Annotated in this window: 10 protein-coding genes; all 10 read left to right on the top strand. The window is 75.6% G+C overall.

The window, feature by feature from the left end:
• Positions 1–267 precede the first annotated feature (267 nt).
• The 10 genes from ACFU6K_RS22165 to ACFU6K_RS22120 all read left to right on the top strand — a co-directional run bounded on the left by ACFU6K_RS22165 (position 268) and on the right by ACFU6K_RS22120 (position 8,346).
• Positions 268–1,242 (top strand): helix-turn-helix transcriptional regulator, encoded by a 975-nt coding sequence (locus tag ACFU6K_RS22165; RefSeq protein WP_380665547.1) that lies wholly within the window; start codon positions 268–270, stop codon positions 1,240–1,242.
• A 26-nt stretch (positions 1,243–1,268) separates the two neighbouring features.
• A complete protein-coding gene (locus tag ACFU6K_RS22160) occupies positions 1,269–2,195 on the top strand; it encodes a YafY family protein (RefSeq protein WP_181970795.1) in 927 nt (308 codons plus the stop codon).
• Positions 2,196–2,222: 27 nt separating this feature from the next.
• Positions 2,223–2,429 carry a hypothetical protein gene (locus tag ACFU6K_RS22155; protein ID WP_375876040.1) on the top strand — a complete coding sequence of 69 codons (207 nt, stop codon included), beginning with the start codon at positions 2,223–2,225 and terminating at the stop codon, positions 2,427–2,429.
• Positions 2,430–2,450: 21 nt separating this feature from the next.
• Complete coding sequence (locus tag ACFU6K_RS22150; RefSeq protein WP_380665545.1) at positions 2,451–2,663, top strand: hypothetical protein; 213 nt, start codon at positions 2,451–2,453, stop codon at positions 2,661–2,663.
• A gap of 191 nt (positions 2,664–2,854) precedes the next feature.
• Positions 2,855–3,160 (top strand): Sec-independent protein translocase subunit TatA, encoded by a 306-nt coding sequence (gene tatA, locus ACFU6K_RS22145; RefSeq protein WP_380665543.1) that lies wholly within the window; start codon positions 2,855–2,857, stop codon positions 3,158–3,160.
• 163 nt (positions 3,161–3,323) lie between these two features.
• Positions 3,324–4,217 (top strand): twin-arginine translocase subunit TatC, encoded by an 894-nt coding sequence (gene tatC, locus ACFU6K_RS22140; RefSeq protein ID WP_380665540.1) that lies wholly within the window; start codon positions 3,324–3,326, stop codon positions 4,215–4,217.
• 131 nt (positions 4,218–4,348) lie between these two features.
• On the top strand, positions 4,349–5,509 hold the full coding sequence (locus tag ACFU6K_RS22135) for an NAD(P)/FAD-dependent oxidoreductase (RefSeq protein ID WP_380665538.1): 1,161 nt from the start codon (positions 4,349–4,351) through the stop codon (positions 5,507–5,509).
• 79 nt (positions 5,510–5,588) lie between these two features.
• Complete coding sequence (locus ACFU6K_RS22130; protein ID WP_049652011.1) at positions 5,589–5,906, top strand: (2Fe-2S)-binding protein; 318 nt, start codon at positions 5,589–5,591, stop codon at positions 5,904–5,906.
• Positions 5,887–7,302 carry an NAD(P)/FAD-dependent oxidoreductase gene (locus ACFU6K_RS22125; RefSeq protein ID WP_380665536.1) on the top strand — a complete coding sequence of 472 codons (1,416 nt, stop codon included), beginning with the start codon at positions 5,887–5,889 and terminating at the stop codon, positions 7,300–7,302. Before ACFU6K_RS22130 ends, ACFU6K_RS22125 begins: the two co-directional genes overlap by 20 nt.
• Positions 7,303–7,482: 180 nt before the next feature.
• On the top strand, positions 7,483–8,346 hold the full coding sequence (locus tag ACFU6K_RS22120; protein ID WP_181970794.1) for a dihydrodipicolinate synthase family protein: 864 nt from the start codon (positions 7,483–7,485) through the stop codon (positions 8,344–8,346).
• Positions 8,347–8,420: the final 74 nt, after the last annotated feature.

Here is an 8,420-nt window from a genome sequence, read left to right as displayed (position 1 = left end):
GGGCCCGTGGCTTACGGCGCCCTGGCGCCGCCCGCGGCTCGCCGGCCCCACGCTCCCCTTTTCTTCGTGGCCGCCCGGCGGGCCGTCTGAGCCCGCTCGTCCGGGGGGCCGCACCCCGCGGGGGGCCCGGCCCACGGGCGTGTCCGGGGGCGTTCGGGGAGGCCGCTTTTGCCGTGCGTACCGCTACCGGTACGGTCGGTCCCGCCGGGTGGTGATCGCCCGGTTGGCGCATCCCGCGCGCGGCGCGGCACACCGGAAGGGTCAGCGATGGCGATCGCTAAGGCAGAGCGGCTGATGAATCTCGCCCTGTGCCTGATGAACACCAGACGTCCGCTCTCCAAGAAGGAGCTGCGGGAATCCATCGAGGCGTACCGCGAGGCCTGGCAGAACAGCAGCGAGGACGCCTTCAACCGGATGTTCGAGCGGGACAAGGACGACCTGCGCGAGCTCGGCCTGGTGATCGACGTGGACGAGAGCACCCTGGACGGCGAGCTCGGCTACCTGGCCCGAGCCGACCGCAACCGGCTGCCCGAGATCGCCCTGGACGCCGAGGAGGCGGCCGCGCTGACCCTGGCGGCCAGGGTCTGGCAGCAGGCCAAGATGTCCGGTGCGGCCAGCGGCGCCCTGCAGAAGCTGCGCGCGGCCGGGGTGCCGTTCGCCGAGGCCGAGGGCCGGACCGCCCTGGAGCCGCGCATCCCCGCCCGGGAGGCCGCGTTCGAGCCGCTGCTCACCGCCGCCCGGGACCGCCGTCCGGTCACCTTCGAGTACCGCAAGGCCGGCGCCGCCGCCGTCGAGCAGCGCAGCGTCGAGCCGTGGGCGCTGGAGTGCTGGCGCGGGCACTGGTACCTGGCCGGGTACGACCGCGACCGGGGCGACGCCCGGGTGTTCCGGCTCAGCCGGATCACCGGCAGGGTGAAGGCGAGGTCCGGGGCCTTCCTCGGCGCCGTGCCCGAGCACGTGGACGTCCGGGCCACCGTGGCGAAGTTCGCGGGCGAGGGGGCGACCGCCACCGCGACCGTCCGGGTCCGCCGGGGCGCCGGCTTCCCGCTGCGGACCAAGGCGCTGGGCAGCACCCGGGTGGACGAGCTGTGGGACGAGCTGGAGATCCCGTACGGCAACGGGCTCGGCGCGGACCTGGCCGAGTTCGGGCCGGACGTGCTGGTGCTCGGGCCGGAGGAGCTGCGGGCGGATGTGGTCGACCGGCTGCGGGCGGTCGCGGGTTTCGAAGGAGTGGGCGCGTGAGCAACGCCATCGACCAGACGCGACGGATGCTGTCGCTGGTCACCTACCTGCGGGAGCGGCCCGGGGCCGAGGTCGCCGAGGTGGCCCGGGCGTTCGGGATCAGCGAGCGCGAGCTGATCGCGGACCTCAACGTGCTGCCCATGTGCGGCACCAGCTTCCGCGGCGGCGACCTGCTCGACATCGACACCGACGGCGAGCGGATCTGGTGGCACAACGTCGACGACGTCGCCCAGCCGCTGCGGCTGGCCGCCGACGAGGCGACCGCGCTGCTGGTGGCCGCCCGCGCGGTGGCCGGACTGCCGGGCCTGCGGGCCGGGGACCGGGAGGCGCTCACCCGGGCCGTCGCCAAGATCGAGAACGCGGCGGGGGAGAGCGCCGAGGGCAGCGCCCGGGTCGGCGTGACCTTCGAGGCGGAGAGCCACGTCTTCGCCGACATCGACCGCGCGCTCAGCGAGGGCCGCCGGCTCTGGCTGCGCTACTACTCGCACGGGCGCGGCGGGATGACCGAGCGCGAGGTCGACCCGATCCGGCTGCTCACCGAGGGCCACACCTACCTCGAGGCCTGGTGCCGCACCTCCGAGGACCACCGGATGTTCCGGCTCGACCGGGTCGCCGAGATCCGCGTCCTGGACGTCCCGGCCGACCCGCCCCGGCGCGAGCCGCGCGACCTGAGCGGCGGGCTGGTCAACCCGGCGGCGGACGACCCCGAGGTGGTCGTCGAGGTCTCCTCCGGCGGGCGCTGGGTGGCCGAGTACTACACCCACGACCGGGCCGAGGAGCTGCCCGACGGCGGGCTGCGGATCACCCTGCGCAGCGCCGACCCCTCCCAGCTGCGCCCGCTGGCGCTGCGGCTGGGCCGGGACGGCCGGATCGTCTCGCCGCCCGAGCTCGCCGAGCAGGCGCGCTCGGCCGCGCGGGAGGCGCTGGCCGCCTACGGGGAGGGGCGGGTCTGAGCGGTGGAACCCGGGACCAGATTCAAGGTGTACTGCTCCGAGTGCCGGGAGAAGGTGGAGCTCCCGGCCGAGGACTTCCGCCTGACCCTCGGTCGCACCCCGGCCCAGGCGCACTACAGCTTCGGCTGCCCGCGGTGCGGGGCGGCGGTGCGCAAGCCGGCCGGCGAGAAGATCGTCGAGGCGCTCACCGGGGCCGGGGTGCGCACCATGCGGCTCGTCCCGGCCGAGGGGTAGTACGCGTATAGGCTGGGGCGCATGTCCTGGATGCTCGTCGCCGCCGTCCTGCTCGCCACCGCGGGCCTGCTGGTCCTCGGGGTCCTCGCGATCCGGCTCTGGCTGGACGTGCGGGCGCTGGCCAAGGGCGTGGACGCGGCCTCGCGGGCGCTGGCCGCGGCGGCCGGGGACCTGGCGGACGCGGTGCCCGGCCAGGGCGCCCCGGCCGCGGAGCGGAGCGTCCCCGCCGCATAGCACGGTCGGGACCGCGGTGGTACGGGGGCTGCTGCGCGCGGGTGGGGGCGGGTTACGCTCTCAGTTGGCTCCTGAACCGCGTACCGGGGGCCGCTGTCCTGTTCGGGCGGCCGTCGTCGTGGCGTCATCCGCAGCGGTTACCATCCGCAGCGGACGGCCCGTCGGGCCGCCATGACTGAAGGTGGTCGCGCATGCGCATCTCGATGACCGCGATCGTGGTGATCGTGATCCTCGCCATCGTGCTGTTCGGAGCCAAGCGGCTGCCGGACCTGGCGCGCTCGCTGGGCAAGTCGATGCGGATCCTGAAGAGCGAGGCGCAGGCGATGCGCTCGGACGGCGAGTCCGAGCAGCCGTCCCGGCCCGCTCCCGCCCCGGCCCCGGTCGACGGTGCCGCGGCCAGGACCGTCCAGCCGGCTCCGGGCGCGTCGGCCACGGCCCGTCCGGTGACCGGGCCCGCCGCCGGGGCCTCCGCGCCCGACGGCGACCGCCCGCACTGAGCGCGGCGCACGTGAGGCACCTGACGCCCGCCGCGCACACCGTGTGCGCGGCGCGCGCGACCACGGAGGCCCGCCGACCGGCGGGCCCCGACGCACGAGTTGAGGACCGGGGTTGAGCAAGCTCTCCAAGGCGCCGAAGGCGTCAAAGGATCCTGAGGGGCGGATGGCCCTCGCCGACCACCTGAGGGAACTGCGCAACCGCGTGGTCAAGTCGGTCCTGGCGATCGTGCTGATCACCATCGTGGCGGCGGTCTACCACAAGCAGATCGAGGACTTCCTGCTGCAGCCGCTGCCGCGGTGCGAAACCCTGGAGCTGGCCAAGCACTACCACGGCAAGTGCGCCCAGGTCTCCAACATCGGTCTGACCGCCGGTTTCACCTGGATGCTCAAGGTGGCCCTGACGGCGGGCGTGGTCGGGACGGTGCCGATCTGGCTCTACCAGGTCTGGGCCTTCGTGGCGCCGGGCCTGCACAAGCACGAGAAGAAGTACACGGTCGTCTTCCTGATCTGCGGGACGCCGCTGTTCCTGGCCGGTGTGGCCGTGGCCATCCTGGTGCTGCCGACCACGGTCGACGTGCTGCTCTCGTTCACCCCGAACGACACCACGCCGATCCTGCCGCCCGAGGACTACTTCGACATCGCCACCCGGATGGTGCTGGTCTTCGGCCTGGCCTTCGAGTTCCCGCTGCTGCTGGTGATGCTGAACATGGTCGGCGTGGTCACCGGCAAGCGGCTGCTGGGCTGGTGGCGCGGCATGGTGATGGGCATCACGGTGTTCGCGGCCTTCGCCACGCCGAGCGCGGACCCGCTGAGCATGCTGGCGCTGGCCGCGCCGATCTGGGCGCTGTACTTCATCGCGGTGGCGATCGCGATCTTCAACGACAAGCGCAAGGCGCGCCGCAACCCGGACGCCGGGCTGGACGACGAGGAGGCCTCGCACCTGGACCTCTCGGTGCAGCCGGTGGCCGGTGCGGAGTCCGTCCAGGCCTCGGCGGCCCCGGCGGCCGGCGCCTCGGTGCCGGCGTCCCGCCGCGAGGAGATGGACGACATCACCTGAGTCGACAGGCTCTGAGGGAGCCCCGGTCCGCCGCTGTCCAGTGGTGGGCCGGGGCTTTTCGCTGGTCGGGGCGGTTCCGGGTTTCGGCGGGTGGTCTTGGCAGCTCGCATGGCATGTGACATATTACTGGCGTGCTGAAGACCGAGACACCTCCCCTGGACGTCGTCGTGGTCGGCGCCGGTGTGGTCGGCGCCGCCTGCGCCTACTACGCCGCCCGCGCCGGGCTCGCCGTCGCCGTCGTGGACCGCGGGCCGGTGGCCGGCGGCACCACCGGCGCGGGCGAGGGCAACCTGCTGGTCTCCGACAAGGAGCCCGGCCCCGAACTCGACCTCGCCCTGCTCAGCACCCGGCTCTGGCGCGACCTCGCCGAGCGGCTCGGCCCGGCGGTCGAGTACGAGCCCAAGGGCGGCGTGGTGGTCGCCTCCACCGCCGCCGGGCAGGACGCGCTGCGGGCCTTCGCCGACGGGCAGCGGGCCGTCGGGGTCGAGGCCGAGGAGGTGCCCGGCGAGCGGCTGCGCGAGCTGGAGCCGCACCTGGCCGAGGGCCTGGCCGGCGGCTTCCACTACCCGCAGGACGCCCAGGTCCAGCCCGCCCTCGCCGCCGCCCACCTGCTGCGCGAGGCCCGCCGGATGGGCGCCGAGCTGATCACCGGGGAGAGCGTCACCGCCGTCGACCGGGGCCCGGACGGCGCCGTGCGCGGCGTGCGGACCGACCGGCGGAGCCTGGCCGCGCCCGCCGTGGTGAACGCGGCCGGCACCTGGGGCGGCGAGGTGGCCGCGCTGGCCGGGGTGCACCTGCCGGTGCTGCCCCGGCGCGGCTTCGTGCTGGTCACCGAGCCGCTGCCGCGGGTCGTGCGGCACAAGGTCTACGCCGCCGACTACGTGGCCAACGTGGCCAGCGGATCGGCCGGGCTGGAGACCTCCGCCGTGATCGAGGGCACCCCCGGCGGACCGGTGCTGATCGGCGCCAGCCGGGAGCGGGTCGGCTTCGACCGCACGCTCTCCCAGGAGGTGCTGCGCCGGCTCGCGGCCCAGGCCGCCGCCCTCTTCCCGGTGCTCGCCGACGTCACCGTGCTGCGCGCCTACCGGGGCTTCCGCCCGTACCTGCCGGACCACCTGCCGGCCATCGGCGCGGACCCCCGGGTGCCCGGGCTGTACCACGCCTGCGGGCACGAGGGGGCCGGCATCGGGCTGGCCCCCGCGACCGGGCTGCTGATCAGCGAGCAGCTCACCGGCAAGCAGCCGGAGCTGGACCTCGCGCCGTTCCGGGCGGACCGCTTCCCGGCCGAGTGACGGCGGGCCGGCCCGGTCGTGTGAGACCGGGGCCCGCGTGAGATTCCTTCCTGGACCCGTGAGATTGGAGAGGCCGCCGATGCGCCGCCGCACCCCCGCCGGGCTGGTCGAGGCCGAGCCCGGGCCCGCCCACCACATCGAGTTCGACGGACGGCCCGTCCCGGCGCTGCCCGGGCAGTCGATCGCCGCCGCGCTCTGGGCCGACGGCGTGCTCGCCTGGCGCACCACCCGGGTCGGCGGGAAGCCGCGCGGGGCGTTCTGCGGGATCGGCGCCTGCTTCGACTGCCTGGCCACCGTGGACGGCCGCCCCAACCAGCGCACCTGCCTGCTCCCCGCCGAGCCCGGCACCACCGTCACCACCCAGGAGGGCCACGGCCGTGCCGACCTCGCCGTCTGAACCCCTCGACGCCCCGCCGTACGACCTCGTGGTGATCGGCGCCGGCCCGGCCGGGCTGGCCGCCGCCGTCACCGCCGCCGACCTCGGGCTGCGCTGCGCCCTGCTGGACGGCGGGCAGAGCACCGGCGGGCAGTACTACCGCCACCCGGCGCCCGGCCTCGGCGCGGCCCGGCCGGACCGGCTGCACCACCACTGGTCCGCCTACACCGGGCTGGCCGACCGGCTCGACGCGCACGAGCGCGCCGGGCGGGCCGCCTTCCGGGCCGGGCACCAGGTCTGGGCGCTGGAGCGCACCGGGGACGGCTTCGCGGTGCACGTCACCCGCGGGCCGGAGAGCACCGACCGGGCCACCGTCCGGACCCGGTCGGTGCTGCTCGCCACCGGCGCGTACGAGCGGCAGCTGCCGTTCCCCGGCTGGACCCTGCCCGGGGTGGTCACCGCGGGCGGCGCCCAGGCCATGCTCAAGGCCGGCCTAGTGCTGCCCGGGAAGCGGATCGTGGTGGCCGGCAGCGGCCCGCTGCTGCTCGCGGCGGCCTCCTCGCTGGTCACCGCCGGGGCCGAGGTGCCCGCCGTGGTCGAGGCCACCGCCTACCTCGGGTACGCGCGGCGCCCCGCCGTGCTGGCGGGCGTCCCCGGCAAGCTGGTCGAGGGCGCCGGGCACGGCGGTGCGCTGCTGCGGCACGGTGTACGGCTGCGCCCGCGCAGCGCGGTGGTCGAGGCGCACGGGACGGACCGGGTCACCGGCGTCACGGTGGCCCGGCTGGACGCCGACTGGCGGCCGGTGCCCGGCACCGGGCGGCGGATCGACTGCGACGCGGTCGCCGTCGGCCACGGCCTGCTGCCGCAGATCGACCTGGCCACCGAGCTCGGCGCGCGGACCGTGACCGGGCCGGACGGCGCGGTCGCGCTGGAGGTCGACGCCCGGCTGCGCACCAGCGTGCCCGGCCTCTGGTCGGCGGGGGAGACCAACGGCGTCGGCGGCGCGGACCTCGCGCTCGCCGAGGGCGAGCTGGCCGCGCACGCGGTGGCCGGGGAGCGGCCCGCGGCCGCGCTGCTGCGCCGCCGCTCGCGGCTGCGGGCCTTCGCCGACCTGATGGCCGCCGCCCACCGGCCGGGCCCCGGCTGGACCGGCTGGCTGCGCCCGGACACCGACGTCTGCCGGTGCGAGGAGGTGCCGGTCGCGGCGATCCGGGAGGCCGTCGAGGACCTGGGCGCGGGCGATCCGCGCACCGTCAAGCTGCTCACCCGGGCCGGGATGGGCTGGTGCCAGGGCCGGATGTGCGGTCCGGCCGTGGCCTGCCTGGCCGGCCCGGGTGAGCCGGGGCCGGACCGGCGGCCGCTGGGCTGCCCGGTGCCGCTCTCCCAGCTGGCGGCGGGGCCGACCCCGGAGGCGTAGGGCTCGCCCGACCGCTCGCGTCGGGCGGGAACGGTCGGGCGCACCCCCCGGGGTCCGTCGTCGAAGGGCGGGTCGGGGACCTTGTCTCCGGCCCGTCCACTCTAGTAAAATGTCACACCTCATCAAGGAGCTCATGTGTCCATCACCCAGCACGACAGCACCCGTCCCTGGCGCGGCATCATGGTCGCCACCACGCTTCCGCTGCGCCCGGACCACTCCGTCGACTACGACGCCTACGCCGAGCACGTCCGCTGGCTGATCGACTCCGGCTGCGAGGGCGTCGTCCCCAACGGCTCGCTGGGCGAGTACCAGACGCTCACCGCCGAGGAGCGCGCCAAGGTCGTCGAGGTCGCCATCGAGGCGGCCGGCGACGGCTCCCGGGTGATGCCCGGCGTGGCCGCCTACGGCAGCGCCGAGTCCCGCCGCTGGGCCGAGCAGGCCGCCGAGGCCGGTGCGGGCTCCGTCCTGCTGCTGCCGCCGAACGCCTACCGGGCCGACCACGCCTCGGTGCGCGCCCACTACGCCGAGGTCGCCAAGGCCGGGCTGCCGATCGTGGCGTACAACAACCCGATCGACACCAAGGTCGACCTCGTCCCCGCGCTGCTCGCCCAGCTGCACGCCGAGGGCTCGATCGTCGCGGTCAAGGAGTTCAGCGGCGACGTCCGCCGGGCGTACGAGATCGCCGAGCTGGCCCCCGGGCTGGACCTGCTGATCGGCGCCGACGACGTGCTGCTGGAGCTGGCGCTCGCGGGCGCGGTCGGCTGGATCGCCGGCTACCCGAACGCCCTGCCGGCCGCCTCGGTCGCGCTCTACGACGCCGCCGTCTCCAAGGACCTGGAGAACGCGCTGCCGCTCTACAAGTCGCTGCACTCGCTGCTGCGCTGGGACTCCAAGACCGAGTTCGTCCAGGCCATCAAGCTCTCCATGGACATCGCCGGGCGCCCCGGCGGCCCGGTGCGCGCCCCGCGCCTGCCGCTCGTCCCGGAGATCGAGGAGGCCGTCCGCGCGGCCACCGAGAAGGCGCTGGCCGACGGCCTGGTCTGACGCCGGCGCGATCCCGGGCCTCCGGGCCGGCTGCGGCGGCAGTCGGCCCGGCCGGGGCGCTCCCACCCACCAAC

The sequence above is a fragment of the Kitasatospora sp. NPDC057512 genome, from assembly GCF_042802135.1.
Classification (GTDB): domain Bacteria; phylum Actinomycetota; class Actinomycetes; order Streptomycetales; family Streptomycetaceae; genus Kitasatospora.
The sequence above is the reverse complement of the archived record's forward strand: the minus strand, read 5'-3'. Positions and strand labels throughout refer to the sequence as shown.

What these genes read in the sequence shown, in the direction of transcription:
- ACFU6K_RS22165 (WP_380665547.1), top strand. Translation starts at nt 268, where the DNA reads ATGGCGATCGCTAAGGCAGAGCGGCTGATGAATCTCGCCCTGTGCCTG.
- ACFU6K_RS22160 (WP_181970795.1), top strand. Translation starts at nt 1,269, where the DNA reads ATGCTGTCGCTGGTCACCTACCTGCGGGAGCGGCCCGGGGCCGAGGTC.
- ACFU6K_RS22150 (WP_380665545.1), top strand. Translation starts at nt 2,451, where the DNA reads ATGTCCTGGATGCTCGTCGCCGCCGTCCTGCTCGCCACCGCGGGCCTG.
- tatA (WP_380665543.1), top strand. Translation starts at nt 2,855, where the DNA reads ATGCGCATCTCGATGACCGCGATCGTGGTGATCGTGATCCTCGCCATC.
- tatC (WP_380665540.1), top strand. Translation starts at nt 3,324, where the DNA reads ATGGCCCTCGCCGACCACCTGAGGGAACTGCGCAACCGCGTGGTCAAG.
- ACFU6K_RS22130 (WP_049652011.1), top strand. Translation starts at nt 5,589, where the DNA reads ATGCGCCGCCGCACCCCCGCCGGGCTGGTCGAGGCCGAGCCCGGGCCC.
- ACFU6K_RS22120 (WP_181970794.1), top strand. Translation starts at nt 7,483, where the DNA reads ATGGTCGCCACCACGCTTCCGCTGCGCCCGGACCACTCCGTCGACTAC.